19 protein-coding genes and 2 pseudogenes are annotated in these 13,845 nt (G+C 62.0%); 14 read left to right on the top strand and 7 right to left on the bottom strand.

The features are described from left to right. The first annotated feature begins 245 nt into the window (after positions 1–245). Both H535_RS27535 and H535_RS28845 read left to right on the top strand, forming a co-directional pair. On the top strand, positions 246–509 hold the full coding sequence (locus H535_RS27535) for an aromatic acid exporter family protein (protein WP_026818222.1): 264 nt from the start codon (positions 246–248) through the stop codon (positions 507–509). A gap of 216 nt (positions 510–725) precedes the next feature. Beyond that, positions 726–902: a hypothetical protein gene (locus tag H535_RS28845; RefSeq protein WP_155838484.1), complete on the top strand. Its 177-nt coding sequence runs from the start codon at positions 726–728 to the stop codon at positions 900–902. On the opposite strand, the gene H535_RS0102050 is transcribed toward H535_RS28845, so the two are convergent. Beyond that, complete coding sequence (locus H535_RS0102050) at positions 899–1,363, bottom strand: SRPBCC family protein (RefSeq protein ID WP_026818221.1); 465 nt, start codon at positions 1,361–1,363, stop codon at positions 899–901. The two genes, H535_RS28845 and H535_RS0102050, sit on opposite strands and share 4 nt — an antisense overlap. A gap of 327 nt (positions 1,364–1,690) precedes the next feature. On the opposite strand from H535_RS0102050, the gene H535_RS0102045 reads away from it, so the two are divergent. From H535_RS0102045 to H535_RS0102010, 8 genes and pseudogenes are all read left to right on the top strand, one after another. Further along, on the top strand, positions 1,691–2,461 hold the full coding sequence (locus tag H535_RS0102045) for a hypothetical protein (RefSeq protein WP_245580115.1): 771 nt from the start codon (positions 1,691–1,693) through the stop codon (positions 2,459–2,461). Positions 2,462–2,548: 87 nt separating this feature from the next. Next, positions 2,549–2,773, top strand: a complete 225-nt coding sequence (locus tag H535_RS0102040) for a cold-shock protein (RefSeq protein WP_026818219.1) — start codon at positions 2,549–2,551, stop codon at positions 2,771–2,773. 188 nt (positions 2,774–2,961) lie between these two features. Beyond that, on the top strand, positions 2,962–3,591 hold the full coding sequence (gene sigK, locus H535_RS0102035) for an ECF RNA polymerase sigma factor SigK (protein WP_081416378.1): 630 nt from the start codon (positions 2,962–2,964) through the stop codon (positions 3,589–3,591). Position 3,592: 1 nt separating this feature from the next. After that, a complete protein-coding gene (locus H535_RS0102030) occupies positions 3,593–4,426 on the top strand; it encodes an anti-sigma factor (RefSeq protein WP_026818217.1) in 834 nt (277 codons plus the stop codon). Positions 4,427–4,709: 283 nt separating this feature from the next. Then, complete coding sequence (locus tag H535_RS0102025) at positions 4,710–5,486, top strand: hypothetical protein (protein WP_245580113.1); 777 nt, start codon at positions 4,710–4,712, stop codon at positions 5,484–5,486. Between the two features lie 32 nt (positions 5,487–5,518). Next, complete coding sequence (locus tag H535_RS0102020) at positions 5,519–6,184, top strand: sortase domain-containing protein (RefSeq protein WP_035767951.1); 666 nt, start codon at positions 5,519–5,521, stop codon at positions 6,182–6,184. 174 nt (positions 6,185–6,358) lie between these two features. Beyond that, positions 6,359–6,749: pseudogene (locus tag H535_RS22970) on the top strand (DUF4383 domain-containing protein). Positions 6,750–6,898: 149 nt separating this feature from the next. Further along, the gene (locus H535_RS0102010) at positions 6,899–7,318 is read left to right on the top strand and encodes a hypothetical protein (protein WP_155838482.1); all 420 of its coding nucleotides are present in this window, start codon (positions 6,899–6,901) and stop codon (positions 7,316–7,318) included. On the opposite strand, the gene H535_RS22965 is transcribed toward H535_RS0102010, so the two are convergent. From H535_RS22965 to H535_RS28185, 5 genes and pseudogenes are all read right to left on the bottom strand, one after another. Next, the gene (locus H535_RS22965) at positions 7,315–7,755 is read right to left on the bottom strand and encodes a hypothetical protein (protein WP_051298343.1); all 441 of its coding nucleotides are present in this window, start codon (positions 7,753–7,755) and stop codon (positions 7,315–7,317) included. The two genes, H535_RS0102010 and H535_RS22965, sit on opposite strands and share 4 nt — an antisense overlap. A 230-nt stretch (positions 7,756–7,985) precedes the next feature. After that, positions 7,986–8,354: an iron chaperone gene (locus H535_RS0102000; protein WP_026818213.1), complete on the bottom strand. Its 369-nt coding sequence runs from the start codon at positions 8,352–8,354 to the stop codon at positions 7,986–7,988. A gap of 162 nt (positions 8,355–8,516) precedes the next feature. Beyond that, positions 8,517–8,855 (bottom strand): hypothetical protein, encoded by a 339-nt coding sequence (locus H535_RS0101995; protein ID WP_026818212.1) that lies wholly within the window; start codon positions 8,853–8,855, stop codon positions 8,517–8,519. Beyond that, the gene (locus H535_RS0101990) at positions 8,852–9,319 is read right to left on the bottom strand and encodes a hypothetical protein (RefSeq protein WP_026818211.1); all 468 of its coding nucleotides are present in this window, start codon (positions 9,317–9,319) and stop codon (positions 8,852–8,854) included. Before H535_RS0101990 ends, H535_RS0101995 begins: the two co-directional genes overlap by 4 nt. Before the next feature lie 77 nt (positions 9,320–9,396). After that, positions 9,397–9,567, bottom strand: a pseudogene (locus tag H535_RS28185) (DUF433 domain-containing protein); the annotation flags it as partial. 254 nt (positions 9,568–9,821) lie between these two features. Between H535_RS28185 and H535_RS0101980 the strand changes: the two are divergent. From H535_RS0101980 to H535_RS0101965, 4 genes are all read left to right on the top strand, one after another. Further along, positions 9,822–10,415, top strand: coding sequence for a SipW-dependent-type signal peptide-containing protein (locus H535_RS0101980; RefSeq protein WP_026818210.1), 594 nt, complete (start codon positions 9,822–9,824; stop codon positions 10,413–10,415). 41 nt (positions 10,416–10,456) lie between these two features. Beyond that, entirely contained in the window at positions 10,457–11,059 is a 603-nt protein-coding gene (locus tag H535_RS0101975; protein WP_051298341.1) for a signal peptidase I, read from the top strand. A 103-nt stretch (positions 11,060–11,162) separates the two neighbouring features. Next, a complete protein-coding gene (locus H535_RS22955) occupies positions 11,163–11,789 on the top strand; it encodes a hypothetical protein (protein ID WP_155838480.1) in 627 nt (208 codons plus the stop codon). 34 nt (positions 11,790–11,823) lie between these two features. Further along, positions 11,824–12,318 carry a SipW-dependent-type signal peptide-containing protein gene (locus tag H535_RS0101965; RefSeq protein ID WP_026818207.1) on the top strand — a complete coding sequence of 165 codons (495 nt, stop codon included), beginning with the start codon at positions 11,824–11,826 and terminating at the stop codon, positions 12,316–12,318. Here H535_RS0101965 and H535_RS0101960 read toward each other — a convergent pair. Beyond that, positions 12,292–13,638 (bottom strand): hypothetical protein, encoded by a 1,347-nt coding sequence (locus H535_RS0101960; protein WP_162144845.1) that lies wholly within the window; start codon positions 13,636–13,638, stop codon positions 12,292–12,294. The genes H535_RS0101965 and H535_RS0101960 overlap by 27 nt on opposite strands. Positions 13,639–13,845 lie beyond the last annotated feature (207 nt).

Below are 13,845 nucleotides of genomic sequence, written 5' to 3'. Positions count from 1 at the left end.
CCAGACCCAGCGAAAGGTTTGCGTATTGGCGAAAGGAAGAAGGCATGCCTCCCACATCGGACCCGTCTGATCCAGCTTCGGGCGAGACCGAGACTGGGACGAGGTTACAAGCGGCCACGGGTGCGACTGTTGCCCTTATCGGCCGGCGTTTACTGCGGCATTTCGTGGATTCGCGATAAAGGAATCGCGATCGCCACCACCGCTATCTTCGTTCTCGGGGAGATCTTTCCAGTCAGCAGTCGCTGTTGCTCAACCGGCTGATCGAAGTTGGTACCGGCGTTGCCGTCGGGGTGGCCGTCAATATGCTGCTCGCGCCTCCGTTGCGGGACCGGCAGACATCCCGGTACATCGACAGCATCAACCGTCGGATGGGCGGCGTGCTGGCCAGTATGGCCGATGAGTTCTCGACCGCCTTGGAATACCGATCAGGCCGCAGTCTCGTTCAACGAGACCGAACCCATGAGCCGGGAGTTGGATTCAGCTTGGCAATCGGTGCGTTTCGCCCGTGAGAGCCGGCGCGCCACCCCTCGTTACCACGTGTCGACGCTGCGGAAGGCGCGACGGCAACCATCCCGGCACGAATACCAGGAGGTCTCCTATGAAACATCCTCCAACGAGTGGACGAAGGCATTTCGCATCTGCGTCACTTGACCCGAGCCCTGCACGACGTCTCCACCCCCGATACAGAGTGAGACAAACAATGCAGAGAGCGGTGGTCGACCATCGTGCACGACGCCGGGAAGGTCATCGCCATCGCCGATCCTGATGCGGAAGTCGAATCAATCTACGACGGGTTGACCACATTGGCATCGGACATGTCCGACCGGGGAGACCTGCGCCTGACCACGTGGCCGATCTATGGCCCTCTCATTGCCAGCATGCGCCATACCCACGACGGTTAGTTCCGGGAGACCATTGCGGCGAGGTTGTCCAGTGACGATTCGAGATCTTCCTGCGGAATAGCCGGGAAACCCACCTTGTGCAGGACGTCCTTATCGGTGACATGGCTCCAGTCATAGGTGACGGTCACTTCCGTGGTCGTCGATCCCTGTGACTGCAGAGACCAGATCCACTGCCAGCCCGGCGGTTCCTCGCCCGCCGGCGCGGTCATCCAGGCCAGCAACTTGTTCTCGTCGAAGCCCACCACATGGTTCTCTGTCTTGTAGGCACCGCCCATCTTCTCCCATTCCATGTTCATGGTGAAGGTCTGGCCAGTGTCGGTGATGCGGTTCGACGTTTCATCCGACTGAACCAGGCCCGATCCATCGATCCTGGCGTGCTGTTCGGGGTTGGACAACACGTTGAACACTTCATCGGAAGCGGCGTCCATCGTCCTGGTTGCACTGATCTGCTGCTCAGACATGATTGCTTCCTCCTTCTTCACATCGGCCGACTTCACGGCCATGAGACACGTACGGTCGCTTTCCACCATGTCAGCGCACGTATCACCCGGTGTATTCCTTCACCGGTACCGCCGGCTGTCCGTCATGGCGGCACGAACTCCAGACTGCTCACCGCCACGGCCGCCCCGTTTCCCCCGCCCAAACAGTCGGACGCAAGCTCTGACCCGCCGACCGGTGTGGCAAAAATACTGCTCTCCGGGACCCATCCGTGATGTTCCTCACTTCGAATCACCTGTGTGCGGAGTCAAAGTCTGGCCCCGCTTCTTTTCGTTCATGAGGAGGCTGTGATGCAGAAGATGAAGAAGGCGATGTTATTGGCACCGGCGGTGGCACTGGGGTTGACGGGGATGGGAGCCGCCCCGGCGATGGCCGACCACGCCGAAGGCACGTATTCGACAACACTGGGCGAGGTCAATAACAGTGGCGCCACCGGCCTGGCGTGGGTCGAAGTCACTGGCAGCCAGGCCACGGTCACGATCCAGACGAAGGGGCTGGCTGAGACGTTCAAGGGCGAACCGTATCCGCATGTACAGCACGTGCACATCGGGGCGCAGGGGACGTGTCCGACGATGGCAGACGATGCCAACGGTGACGGGATCGTCGACACGGTCGAGGGTCAGCCGGCCTACGGCAAGATCGGCACCACCTTGTCACTGACCGGTGACACCGGCCCGACTGCAGGTACCGACGTCGCCGTCGCCCCGTCCGGGGACGCCTACACGTATGAGCGCACCTTCGACCTGAATGGGGCCACTCAGGACGCGCTGGCGGGTGGCACCGGCGTGGTGGTCGTGCACGGGCTGGACCCGGCCAACCAGCCAGCAGCAGCGGCCGGGACCAAGAGCAACCTCGCACCCAAGCTGCCACTGGCCGCGACGGCCCCGGCGCTGTGCGGTTCGTTGGAGATGATGCCCGCCGGCGGTGCCGACACCGGCGTCACTAGCGCCGAGCAAGGCAGCGACAGCGGGACGGCCACGATCGCCCTCGGAGGCGGCCTGCTCGCCGCAGCCGGCGCGGGCTACGCCATCCGCCGCAACCGCACCAGCGCCCGGAACTAACCGGGTGCATCAAGCACCGGCGGGCGGGATCCCGCCACCCTGGACAAAAGGGTGCCCGGGCCCGCCGGTCGTTCATCAAGCCTTCTCATGCTGACCGGGACAGTGAAATGGTTCAACCGCCGCAGCGGATACGGGGCAATCAGGTCCGATCACGGCGGGGAGGACGTGTTTGCACACTACTCCGCGATCACCGGACACGGATACCGATTCCTCTACCCCGGCCAAAGAGTCCGGTTCGAGGCGATAGAAGCCGCCAAAGGCACACGTGCCATGCGGATCCAACGACTCCGCCCACAAGGAAAGGACGGATAAAACCCCTCCGCCGCACCGGAATAGCTTCATCGCTGGTCTGGACCCATCCGCAACAGGATTGGGAACGAATTACGTGTGAGTACAAGTCCGGGATGAGGTGAGCCGATGGCCGGTGTGGAGGTTTCTTAAGCGTGCCTGCCGTGGTGGTGGTCCAGTCGGCGGCGGCGGCACAGTTATGCTGAGGTGTTATGGACTTCTCTGGATACAGCCGGCCGGACCAGTCGGCTCCCGGCGGTGTGGAGGGTCGGGATCTGTCATCGACTGAACCGGGCGGTGACGAGGACCTGGCCCAACTGCTGTTCGACGTCGGGCAGGGCAACCAGGAGTCTTTTTCGCTGTTCTACGATCGCACGGTGCGCCGCGTTTTTGGGCTGGCCCACCGGATCCTGATCGATACCGAACTGAGTGAAGACGCCACTCAGGAGGTCTATCTACAGGTATGGAAGACGGCCGGCCAGTATCACCGCGCAGCCGGGTCCCCGATGGCGTGGCTGATGACCATCGCCCACCGCAGGGCCGTCGATAAGGTGCGTTCGCAGCAGCGCTCTTCCGATCGGGAAGCGCGCTATCTCGCCGCTTCAGGCGATGTCGAGCGTGACGATGTCGTGGACAGTGTGACCGGTCGGCTTGAAGCCGAGGCGGTGGTTCAGTGTCTGGACACGCTGACCGGCCGGCAGCAGGAGTCGGTGAAATTGGCCTATTACGGCGGCCTGACGTATCGCCAAGTGGCCGAAAAGCTCGGCGCCGCCGTACCGACCGTTAAATCCCGGATCCGGGATGGATTATTGCGTTTGAGGAATTGTTTGGAGGTGAGTTGAGATGAACGAAACGGGCCAGTTCGCCGAAGATGTCGGCCAGGACATTGCCGAGGGGCGGATCAATCGGTGGGCCGAACTGTATGCGCTCGATGCTGTCAGTGACGCCGAGCGTGACGTGATTGACGAGTACATCTCCACTGCCTCCGATGAGATCCGCCTCGACTTCCTGGATCGGGTGCGTCAGGCACGGGCGACGGTCACGGCTGTCTACGCCACCTATGAGGCGGAACCACCGGCCGGTTTACGCACACGCATCCTTGAGCAGGTCTCGACCGATCCGTCCGGCGGTGAGGGCTCCGGAGCTGCCGACGCTGCCTCCACCGGACCCGGCCAGGACGAGACAGACCACGGAACGGATGAACTGGCACGACGCCGGCACCGGAAGGGCAACCGGCCTTCGACCCTGCGGCGGTGGGTCATCGGTGCGGCCGCGGCCGCCGCCGTGGCGATCGGTTCAGTCACTGTCGCGCAGAATCTGGACGACCCATCGTTGCGCGAACAGGTCGTCCAGGCCGCTGACGTCCACAGCGCCACGGTCGAATTCCCGGCCGGCGGTGTCGCCCAGATCAAGCGGTCCGAGGACCTCGATGCAGCCGTGGTGACGCTGCGCGATGTGCCCGCCCCGCAGTCGGGCAAGGTGTATCAAATGTGGCGGCTGCCCGAGGACGGCTCAGCTCCCCAATCAGTCGGCACGATGACCGGCGAAAAGTCCTCCACGACGACAGTGGTGCAAGGCATAGACCCGTATTCGGCGCTGGCGATCACCGTCGAGCCTGAAGGCGGCTCGAAAACACCCACCATGCCAATCGTCGCCCAAATCCCGCTTCAGACATAGACAAACCCTCGATCTGCCGGTCCCATCAGGCAGCCGCGCCGACGAAGGACTGCCGTCGGGAAGCGGAAACTGCTCGCCGCGGCAGTGAGGATCTCGAAAGAGATAGAAGAGCATCTGCCACGGGCCCGCGCCCACCGGCTTCTGGCAGGGTCGTGACCGGTGCTGCGCAAAGTGCCGGAAGTTTTTTGGTTTTTTGACCCATCCGTGACGGGGGCCACGACGAAGCACTGGTGGCGTGCCCAAGATTTGGGTTCGTGAGTATCCCTTTATGAGGAGACTGACTATGAAACTGATGAAGAAGACAATGCTGCTGGCTCCGGCTGTTGCGCTGGGCCTGACCGCCATGGGAGCTGCCCCGGCGATGGCCGATCATGCCGAGGGCTCGTACTCGACCATGTTGAATCAGGTCAACAACAGCGGCGCCTCCGGTGAAGCCTGGGTCACTGTCGAAGGCAGCGAGGCCACGGTGACCATTGAGACGTCCGGGCTGGCCGAGACGTTCAAGGATGCCGCTTACCCGCACGTGCAGCACATCCACATCGGCGCGCAGGGCACCTGTCCGACGATGGCCGATGACGCCAACGGTGACGGTGTGATCAGCACGGTCGAGGGTAAGCCGGCCTACGGCGCGATCGGCACCACGCTGTCGGTCGGTAGCGCAGCCAAGGACGCTTCGACGGCCACGGACGTTACCGTTGCCCCCTCGGGCAGCTCCTACACCTATAAGGAGACGTTCGAGCTGAACGAGAAGACCCAGGATGCGCTGGCCAACGGCACCGCGGTGGCCGTGGTCCATGGTCTGAACCCGGCCAACCAGCCCGCCGCGGCCACGGAAACCATGAGTGGCCTGCCCGGTGCCGCGAAGCTGCCGTTGGCTGCCACGGCTCCGGCATTGTGCGGTCCGCTGCAGATGATGCCCGCCGGCGGCGCCGACACCGGCGTCACCCCAACCGAGCAGGGCGGCACCAACGAGATGGGCATGTACGCCCTCGGCGGCGGCTTGATCGCCGCAGCCGGCGCGGGCTACGCCATCCGCCGCTCCAAGGTCGCCGGCCGGTAAAGTCCGGACCCGGCAACAGATCATTGACCACAATGATCGAGCCTAAGAGCGACCGTCGCCTCCGCTTCCAAGCGGAGGCGACGGTCCTTTTATGCCTGCTGGCCGGCTGCGGACCCACCGGCCAATCAAACGGCGCCCCCGATGACGGCCCGGGCCCGGCGTCAACAGCCACGGCACCGGCCAACCAGGCGCTGGAAGCCCCAAGTGAGTCTGCCGGAGACCCGCGCGCTACGGCGATGGACGCCTCCCGACCGGTCAGCCTCACCATCGAGGCACTGGAGCGCACCTCCAAGATCATCGAAACCGGCCTGCGCGACGACCGGAGCCTTGAGGTTCCACCCGAGCACGAGGGAGCCCCGGCCAGCTGGTTCACCGGCTCCCCCACCCCAGGCCAGAGAGGCCCGGCGGTACTGCTCGGACACGTCAACTCCACCGCCGATGACAGCGGCGTCTTCTACAACCTCGACGCCCTCAACCAGGGCGATCAGATCAGCATCACCCGCACAGATGGCACCCGGGCCATTTTCGAGGTATACAAGAGCGAGCTCTACTCGAAGAAGGATTCTCCCACGAAGGCGGTGTATCAGCCCACCGATGGCGCCGAACTGCGACTGATCACCTGCGACGGATTCACCGCATCCTCCGGAGACTTCGTGAAGAATCTGGTCATCTACGCCAAGCTGGTCGACACCGCATAAACCCACCCACAAACGCCACACTGTCCAGTCCGTTGCCGGGCCGGCGTCACATACATAGCGCCAGCAACAGTGGCCCTCAACGGGTTCGTTCACCGACAGTTAGGAAACCATGAATACTTCAGCAGCCCATGCAACCGCGGGAACACCTCCCGTTCAGCAGTACAGACCGCCGCCCTGGTAATCGGCGTCGTCTTCCTCCTGGTCGGCATCGCCGGCTTCATCCCGGGATCACCAGCAACTACAGCTCCCTGCAATTCGCCGGCCACGAATCCGAAGCGTTCCTGCTGGGAATATTCCAAGTCTCAATCCTGCACAACATCGTGCACCTGCTGTTCGGCATCGCCGGTATCGCGATGGCCAAAACCGGGCCGGCATCGAGCAAATACCTGATCATCGGTGGAATCATCTACGCGATCCTGTGGATCTATGGGCTGATCGTTGCCCCGAGTCAGCCGCCAATCTGGTTCCGCTGAACACCGCCGACAACTGGCTGCACCTGGGCCTCTTCATCGCCATGGTGGCACTGGGGTTCCTGCCGGGCCGGAAGCACCCCATCTCCGCCTGACCGCTGCGCCCATACGCTGCTCCAGCAGGTCACCTGTGCAGCAGCACCGGCTGGTGTGAGGCGAATTCAATAATTCTTTGATTCATACCAATCCGGTAACGGGATCGCACCGAACCCCTGATGTCCTTCAAACACCGATAGGAAAAATTATGGAGGCAATAACAATGCGGAACTTTTTCACCAAGTCCCTGGCAGTCAGCGCGGTCACAGGCGTGGCATTGGTCGGCGGGGCCGGTATGGCCAGCGCCCATTCCGGCGACAGCGTCGAGTCCACCATGAACGAGACCACAAACCAGGTCAACGACAACCGCATCGCTGACAGCGGCAACATCTCACTGGACAACATCCTCAACGATGCAGTCGACGTCGGTGATGTCGCCAGCGGCAACAACGTGCTCAGCGGCATCGACACGTCCGTGACCGACAACCTGGACGGCATCCTCAGTGGCAACGACACTGACGTGAACGCCAACCCCGATGTCGATTCCACCGTCGACGCCGACAACTCCTCACAGAGCAGCACTGACCGCGTCGAAGACAACGAGTCCCTGCTGGGCGGACTGCTCTAAACCCCGCAAGCAGCAGCCCGGCAGGACTGCACGTGTGGCACCCGCTCCCCCAGTCTCCCGGGGCGGGTGCCACACCCATCTCCAGAGGCTATAACCAACCACCTCGAACCCACAACCACCAGGTCGGTTTCGTAGCCATGCTGGATGATGGCGATGTTGCTGGAACCTGGGTAGCTGACAGTGGCGATGCTGCTGTCTCCGGTGTGATAGAAGACCGTGTCGCCGGTGCCGGTGATCGCTTCGGCGTCGTCGAACGACTTCATCGCATCCAAGGACAGCAGCTCAATCTTCCAGGCCCCGTCGGCCATGATTTCCAGGGTCTCTGTCTCGGTCCCGTCGCCGCCGAACCCGTCATCGAACAGCAGGGTGCCCGAGTAGTTGCCGATGGTGTTCACCAGCAGGTCGGTCGCTTCGAGATTGGAGTTTGGCTTTGGCATGAGCGGCGGCTTCCTTCCGGTCTTCCTTCAACCGGGCGGCGTCAGCCTCAGACTGCTTCAGGAGCTTTGCCGAGCGCACCACAAGATCGACGACGTCGTCCTCGCTGACATCGCTGCGCCGACGGGCCGAGTGCTTGTGACAACCCAGTCACCCTGCGGGTTGGATTGCGGCCCCGGGTCAACGGTGAAATCGGCGACGCCGACGCTGCCGCCGTCTTCAGCGCAGACCGCTAACCGTCGTCCTCCGTGACCCGTGCATCGAGGATCTTCGAGACCAGCGGTGATGGCAGCGGTTTGTCGGCGGTGAAATGGATCGTGGCGCCGGAGACCTTATGCGTTTGTTTGATCTCTTCGGCCATGTCCTTGGCCAGCGTCGGGCTCATGGTGAAGAACGACAGGTGCTTCGGCTGGGCGGCGATACCCACCAAGTCCCTGTTTCGGGCGAAGATCATCGTCGTCCCGTAGGAAATGCGTTCGCGGACATCCGGGACGGTGGTCTTGACCAGCTCGCGCAACTGCTCAAGCGCATTCCGCTCCTCAGAGATCAGTCCGGCGAGATACTCGTCGACCGCGGCGGGGTCATGTGGCGTCTTTGCCATCGGCACTCCTCTGTCGTTTCAGCGCTGATCTCTGTAGCGTAGGCCCGCCCACCGTGACAGCACCAGACCACTGGCCGCTACCAGCATTACGAACCAAGCTTGTGTACGGTGGCCAAAGCGCCTTCGTGAACCGTGTCAGTGGTCACCGTTGTTCATAAGAACCTACTTTGTCTCGTTCGGATGATGCGTGTGCGCATCAATGAGGTGGACGGTCTTTCCCCCGATGTAGAACCAGATCCGGGCACCGCCTGGGAGCTCATATTGCCACCGATCGTGGGACCTGCCTTCTCGGCTCACAGTAGCCAATTCGCCTTTGAGCCGATGATTGGTTGACGACTCTTCCGAAGGATTCCTGGCAAGAAAATCCCAGGCGTCCACGATCGCATTGCGTTTGGTTGCCAAGAGATCCTGCCACCCACGCTTCGCCTGGTTGGTACCAAATCGGATGTCGAACTCTGCTTTCTTGAGCGGTCGCGGAACCCTGGCCTGTTTCGAACTCATGCAGTCCGTGGATCCAGAACCGGGTCAGCATCTTCCATCCACTCGAGCTCGTCGTCGGGCGTGTAGCCGGCACTTATTGCCTCAGCCGTTGAACGCCAGGCCCTCAAGGTGACCAGAAGCCGGTCGAAACGCGACACAGATGCGCAGGCCCGGGCAACGTCGACGATCTCTCGTGCGAAAGAGTCTCGGTCGGTCGAGCTCAGAAATTCCAACCAAGGGAACGGACCGCGCAAGCGGTCGACGAATGGCCCCGGCTCATCCGAGAGGGCAACCGCCATCAGCTGTGCTGCGAGTTCCAGCCCCTCCTGCTCGTATGCAATATCGCTCGACTTGGCCAGTGTGAGCGGTTCCCCGTCACGTCTGGTGATAGTGACAGGGCCCTCCTCGGCGGCCCTGAACACGGATGCGGAGTGGCGCGACAGTTCAGAAGAACGAACCGTCCGGGAAATTCCTGCAGTATCCATATCCCCAATTATTCTGAACATGTTCTGAATAGTCAAGGTGCCGCCCCAACAGTGCTGTGTTTGTATGGCGTCAGCACCTATGACCCTGAGTCTGTTCGGGTGAGCTCCAGCGCAGCGTATATATCTTCCTGCTCAAGATCCGGATAATCCGCCAGCACCTCGTCAATGGTCATGCCTGACGACAGGAGCTCCAATAGGGATTCAACCGTGTAGCGCATTCCCCGAACCGTAGGCTGACCGTGACAGGTGACCTGATTGGAGGTTCGAGACGTGACATGACTCTATGATGCTGGGCCAGCGTGTCTATTAAACGGGATAACGTGGGTACTACCGGAAAGACCCGACTCGTGATCAAGACCACCACGACGGGGCCCGTCAAGGGGACGCGCCCGCGGGAACGTGGACTACACTAACTAGTATACGCCGCCGCTTGGCGCGTGCAGCTGGGGTGCACGTGACGTGAACCTGCAGCTTTCTTATCTGGGGAAAGAGAGCCAACTTTATGAGTTCGACACGGAAATCCAGCGGCAAGATCCGCGCTATTCTTGCCGGCGGCCTGGTGCTGGGCGTCGGCGCAGCCATTACTCTGGCAGCTTGGAATGATTCTGAATTTGCCACCGGGGAATTCACCGCCGGTGAGTTCAATCTGCAAGGCAGCACCAACGGAACGGATTTCACGGAGCACAGCTCCGCCGGGGACGCCGCAACGCTGCCGTTCTCGGTCGACACCGCCAACCTGACGCCGGGCGACGTCGTCACTTCCCCGTTCGCGGTGCGCCTCGACAATACGACCGACTATGACGCGAACGTCGCCGTCTCGACGGCAACCACCACAGGTTCGGTCGCCGGGCTCACCTATCGGTTGGTCCAGACCTCGGAGTTCGGGTGCGCCAACCTCGACGCCGGCACAGTAATCGTGCCTGCGGGCACGCCACTGGGTACAACCCCGGCCAGTGCGTCATTCGCACTGGCTCAGTCTGCCGACGGGTCAAGCCCCGGGGCGCCTGCGAACCTTTGCTTCGAGGTAACGGCCGGTGATATCAGCCAGGGCCAGTCAGGGACGGCAACCTGGGAATTCGCGGCTGAATCAAACTGAGTGGCTCCAGTGGCCGGGTGGAATCGTGAGGGGCTGCCACTATGACGGAGACGGAAGTGCGCAGCCAGGAAACTAAGGTGCACCGGAGGACCCGCATCGGCAATCGAGCGACCGCCTTCGTCCGCAATTCGCTGCTTAATGTTGCGGCCGTGGGCGGCGCCGTCTGCATTATCGCGGTGGTGTGTGCCGTGCTGTTCAAGATCACGCTGATAATGTTCAGCACCGGTTCCATGTCCCCTGCGATCCCCGCTGGTTCACTCGCAGTGGTCCGCGAAATTCCCGCGTCGCAGATTGCAGTCGGTGACGTCGTCACTGTGGACCGTCCCAACGAGCTTCCCGTCACCCACCGGGTACAGACCATTCGCCCGGGCGAGGATGGCGCTCGAGTCATCACGATGAAGGGCGACGCGAACGAGCATCCCGACCCGCGGCCCTATGTTGTCGACACGGTACGGATCGTAATGTTCTCGGTCCCGGAACTGGGATACATCGTCGGAGCCATATCCACGCCGACGTCACTGGGGATCATCACCTTGGCCGTTGCGGCGCTCGTGACATGGGTCCTGTGGCCCCGCTCCGTGCGTCCAGGGGCCGTGGACGACGACGGCGGGGAGACCTTCGAGGACCAAGGCAACCGTGGATAGAAGATGGCGATTGCTTACTCCGGTCGCGCTGTTCTGCGCGACGCTGACGAGCCTGTCACTCGGGTCCATTCCTGCTGCTTCTGCTAACGACGATGCTCCTCAGTTGAAACTGGAGAATCATGGTGCCGGGAAAACTCATCTGCTGTCCCCGGGCCAGACGGCGGTATGGCGTGTTGATGCCCGCCTCACCGGCGGATCGGCAGCGCATCTCAGCGTACAGCTGCGCGATACCAGCTCCGGAGCGGCGGCAGGCCTGGGAAACAAACTGACCCTGCGGGTGGACGCTTGCAGCACGCAATGGTCCCGTGGCAGCTGTAGTAGCGGGAGCCACATGATCGTTCGGCCGACTCTGTTATCCCAACTGAGTGCTGAAGCCATACCCCTCGACCCGCACGCGATCACACGCCAGCCTGGCCTGCAGTTGCGGGTCCGGGCGACGTTGGATGCGCGGGCTGATCGCCAGCTTCAAGGGGAGACGGCGCACCTGGAACTGGAGCTTACCGCTTCGGGCGCTGATTCCGCCGATACCGATTCGACGTCGGGTGGTCCAAACGCTCCCGGAATACAGGCAGCACCGCCATCGAAGGACAACGAAGATTTCCTGGCCGACACCGGGGCCGGACTCGGATGGTCCTTGGCTCTGGGTATAGCCGCCGTGGGATCCGGAGCCGCGCTGGCGGCGTGGGCCTCCCGTCGCCGCTCCGACGCCGGGGTGACACATGCGGAATAAGGCCAGACGTCACACGGATGCAGCACGACGTACTATGCGCGGGACGAAGGTGCGGGCGGCATTGGCCGTGGGCCTGTTGGCGGTCGGCGGAGTCACGGCGACCAGTGCATCGTGGCAGGACCAGGAATTCGCCATGCAGCAGTTCCGCGCGGCTACGCTTCCCCCACCCGTTTTGACTCAGGAGTGTGAGTACAGTCCTGGGCTCCTCGGCATCGGATCGACCGTGGATATCTATTGGGACCTTCCCGCGGGTTACAGCCTTGACGAAGCGCAGCTGCAGGCCTCAACGGCTGGTCTCGGGTCGGTGCTGGCCCCCATCACAGGCTTCAACCTGAACGCAGCCACCGAACGCGATGGTTCCGGCTATGTGACATCAGTGCGCACGAACTTATTGGGCGGGCTGTTAGGCCTCGGCACCGAACTGAAAGTTGCCATTACGGTTAACCGGTACGGCTGGACATCCGACGCGGCTTCTATTGCCACAAACGCCGGGATCCTCGGGCTAGGGACCTGCCAAAATCTGACTTGAGACACGGCTACGGAGAGGCCGGAAAAGCCCCCTCTCGCGGAAAGGTGCACCTTTCCCCCGCACAAGGCCACCCAACCGTGCAGGTTTAGCCGGCCCAGCGGGATGAGTGTCTGTCCGGCGAAGAACAACTGGTCTTCCGGTTGCGCTCCCAAGCGGACGTTCCAATAACAACTCGCTACGGTCGGCTCCTGGAGTAATCCACGTTTGCCGTCCCTCTGGGCCTTGGCGATGGGCAAGGACCAGCAGGGCGGTAATAGTCCACACGATGACGCCGATACGGTTAGTGGTCAACGCTGGAAGCCCGAATGAGGCAGCGCAAAGCATCGCAGCCAGGAACAGGGTGAACCGCTTACGTTCGGGATTCAGAGTCAATTTCGCAAGCCGGAAGAACCCAACGAGCACTGCCGCAAGGCCGACGATGCCCAGCAGCCCGGACACCACGATGGTCTGCGCCCAACTGCTGTCATAGGCAACATCCCAGCCACCAGCACCAACACCAGTCAACGGGCTGACCCGCAACGCCTCCATGATTACGGTCATCATGGGCGAGTCCTCCACCCAACGTCCGGCCGTATAGAACCCAATGAGCGACTGGTCGTCAGGCGGGGACAGCAATCGTGTGAGGAAGTCGAGCCCCTTCCACCCTTGGAACAACCCCGTTTGCAATATCGCTCCGGTCGCAACGAGGAAGGCGAACAGTATCCCAGCCTTCCTGGAACCGGTACTGGACTTCAATAAGTACAGCAGCATGAGCGGTATGCCGATGAGTATGAACACTTTGCTGACCGTTAGCAGCCCACCGATGGTGACAAGGGTCAAGATCGGGTAGAGCTTTCTCGGTGTCCGCGTATAGAGATAGATGGCTAACAGTCCGGCGAGGGAATAAGCGAGGCCCGCCGATGAAGGCTGGTTAATGATGCCGCTCAACCGGCCCATAGCTTCGGCACGTGCCGCGACTGTTGTCATGTCCCCCTCGCGTGACCAGAAGGGGCGCAGGAACGTGGACAAGTCGTAACCGGTGTCGACGATCGCCAAGGTGGCGTTGGCCGTCATGCACCACACGTACAACTTTCCCCCGGTGCGCAGCAGCGACGCTGCGGATGAAGGGGCGATGCAGCACCAGATGGTGAGCATCACTGCCAACGGCAACAACAGGTTATCCAACCCGGCCAATAGACCGCCGCCGCCCCATCTGGCGTGCTTGGCGGGAGGGACAAGCTCACCCAGCATCGCGACGACAATAACGAGGCTCCACGGAATAAGGAACCTCATTCCACCGCCGGGGCGGATGAACGCGGCACGGAGCACCAAGGCGGCCACCGCCAACGCGTAGACCACGGCCTGTTCGGTTCAGATGCCTCCCACAATGTAAGGGCCGAACGCGGACAGCACAATAGCCACGACAACGAATCGTTCAGCAGGATGAATGCGAGTGTACAATGTCTCCCCCATTCGGGAGATTTTACAGTTCGCACTTTCCCAACGGTCCCGAACATCGATTGCGGACTCGAAACGTTATCGACTCGC

It is taken from the genome of Arthrobacter castelli DSM 16402 (assembly GCF_000430705.1).
Classification (GTDB): domain Bacteria; phylum Actinomycetota; class Actinomycetes; order Actinomycetales; family Micrococcaceae; genus Arthrobacter_C; species Arthrobacter_C castelli.
The sequence above is the reverse complement of the archived record's forward strand: the minus strand, read 5'-3'. Positions and strand labels throughout refer to the sequence as shown.

Excerpts from the sequence above, each read along its gene's own strand:
- H535_RS0102025 (WP_245580113.1), top strand. The coding sequence starts at position 4,710 with ATGAAACTGATGAAGAAGACAATGCTGCTGGCTCCGGCTGTTGCGCTG.
- H535_RS22965 (WP_051298343.1), bottom strand. The coding sequence starts at position 7,755 with ATGCCAAAGCCAAACTCCAATCTCGAAGCGACCGACCTGCTGGTGAAC.
- sigK (WP_081416378.1), top strand. The coding sequence starts at position 2,962 with ATGGACTTCTCTGGATACAGCCGGCCGGACCAGTCGGCTCCCGGCGGT.
- H535_RS0102010 (WP_155838482.1), top strand. The coding sequence starts at position 6,899 with ATGGAGGCAATAACAATGCGGAACTTTTTCACCAAGTCCCTGGCAGTC.
- H535_RS0101965 (WP_026818207.1), top strand. The coding sequence starts at position 11,824 with ATGCGCGGGACGAAGGTGCGGGCGGCATTGGCCGTGGGCCTGTTGGCG.
- H535_RS0102000 (WP_026818213.1), bottom strand. The coding sequence starts at position 8,354 with ATGGCAAAGACGCCACATGACCCCGCCGCGGTCGACGAGTATCTCGCC.
- H535_RS0102020 (WP_035767951.1), top strand. The coding sequence starts at position 5,519 with ATGATCGAGCCTAAGAGCGACCGTCGCCTCCGCTTCCAAGCGGAGGCG.
- H535_RS0102050 (WP_026818221.1), bottom strand. The coding sequence starts at position 1,363 with ATGTCTGAGCAGCAGATCAGTGCAACCAGGACGATGGACGCCGCTTCC.
- H535_RS0102045 (WP_245580115.1), top strand. The coding sequence starts at position 1,691 with ATGCAGAAGATGAAGAAGGCGATGTTATTGGCACCGGCGGTGGCACTG.
- H535_RS0101990 (WP_026818211.1), bottom strand. The coding sequence starts at position 9,319 with ATGGATACTGCAGGAATTTCCCGGACGGTTCGTTCTTCTGAACTGTCG.
- H535_RS0102030 (WP_026818217.1), top strand. The coding sequence starts at position 3,593 with ATGAACGAAACGGGCCAGTTCGCCGAAGATGTCGGCCAGGACATTGCC.
- H535_RS0102040 (WP_026818219.1), top strand. The coding sequence starts at position 2,549 with ATGCTGACCGGGACAGTGAAATGGTTCAACCGCCGCAGCGGATACGGG.
- H535_RS0101975 (WP_051298341.1), top strand. The coding sequence starts at position 10,457 with ATGACGGAGACGGAAGTGCGCAGCCAGGAAACTAAGGTGCACCGGAGG.
- H535_RS0101980 (WP_026818210.1), top strand. The coding sequence starts at position 9,822 with ATGAGTTCGACACGGAAATCCAGCGGCAAGATCCGCGCTATTCTTGCC.
- H535_RS0101995 (WP_026818212.1), bottom strand. The coding sequence starts at position 8,855 with ATGAGTTCGAAACAGGCCAGGGTTCCGCGACCGCTCAAGAAAGCAGAG.